Source organism: Luteibacter rhizovicinus (genome assembly GCF_004342265.1).
Taxonomy (GTDB): Bacteria; Pseudomonadota; Gammaproteobacteria; order Xanthomonadales; family Rhodanobacteraceae; genus Luteibacter; species Luteibacter rhizovicinus_B.
In genome coordinates this window covers 1-1,391 of the sequence record NZ_SMCS01000019.1, presented here as the reverse complement: position 1 = coordinate 1,391, position 1,391 = coordinate 1, and the positions used below count along the sequence as shown (strand labels likewise).

General features: G+C 70.2%; 1 protein-coding gene. It reads right to left on the bottom strand.

What is annotated here, in order from left to right; all coding sequences use genetic code 11:
- On the bottom strand, positions 1-1,391 hold a 1,391-nt coding region (locus EC912_RS19260), incomplete at both ends, for a secretin N-terminal domain-containing protein (protein WP_279389046.1).

The following is a 1,391-nucleotide window of genomic DNA, read 5'->3' as shown; positions in this document are numbered from 1 at the left end:
CCTTCCAGATACCACTGCACGCCGAAGGTGAACTCCCCGGTCAGGGTCACTTCCAGAATCCGCGTCTCGATCTGCACCTGCAAGGGCACCGCATCGAGCCGCTTGATCGCCTGCTCGATCTCGGCCCACTGCGCGGGCCGCGCCCGGACCATCAGCTGGTTGTTCGAATCGACCGAGGTGATCCGCACCCCGTCCTCGGTGGTCGCCCCGCCGCTGCGCCGGCGCGACCCGTTACTGCTGTCGTCGCCGCCCAGGCTGTTGCTGCCCTGGGTCGTCGCGCCGAAACCGGTCCCGGTGCTCCCGCCGCCCAGGCTGCCCGTCGTACTCCCGCCGCCGCCCAGCGCATTGCCCGTCGTGTTGCCGAAGCCGCCCGCCGTGCTGCCCATCCCGGTGCCGCCGCGGTTGCCCAGGTCGCTGTCGCTGTCCCCGCCGCCGACCGTGCTCGAGGTCAACCCCGGGCCGACCTTGCCGCCGCGGTCGGACGAGCGCCCGCCCCCGCCGCTGCCGTAAATGTCGCTGAGGTAATCGGCCAGGTCCGCCGCCTGCACGTTGCGCACGTCGTACACGAACAGCTGCGGCTCGTTGCCGCCGCCCCGGTCGATCCGGTCGATCCAGCCGCGCACTTCCTCCAGGTACTCCGCCTGCGGGCTGATCACCACCAGCGCGTTGGTCCGCTCGATCGGAATGAACCGCAGCATCCCGGCCATCGGCGTGTTGCCCTTGTCGCCGAACAGCTTGTCCAGCGCCGGCATCAGCTCCTTCACGTCCGCCCGTTGCAGGCTGAACACGCCCACCGACATCCCGCGCAGCCAGTCCACGTCGAACGTGCTCACCGTGCGCTGGTAGTTGTCCAGCTCCGCCGGGGTCCCGGCCATCACCATCACGTTGCGGGTCGGGTCGGCCAGCAGCACCGCGTCGGCCCGCGCAAAGGGCTTGATCAGCTTCTGCATCTCCACCGCCGAGATGTAGTGCAGCGGAAACAGCCGCGCCTGCAGCCCGCCCTGCGGCGCGGCCGCGCCCAGGCTCGGGACCAGGTTGCCGGCCGCCGCGTCCTTGGCCGGCATCACCACGTAGCGCCCGCCCGTGCGCACCAGCGCATTGCCGGTCCACGACAACAGGGTCTCCAGGATCGGCAAGGCCTGATCGCTGGTCACCGGCTGGGAGGTGGAGAAGGACACGTTGCCCTGCACCCCCGGGGTGATCGAATAGTTCTCGTGCAGCAGGTCGCCCAGGATCGCCTTGACCACCGACTCGACCGGCTGGTTCTCGAAGTTGAAGGTGACGCTGCCTTCGCCGGCCACCACCGGCTTCGGCTTGGCCAGCCCCTGCGGGCGGACGAACTGGCCGCTGCCGGTGACGATCTCCGGCGCCACCGCCACCCCGCCGTTACG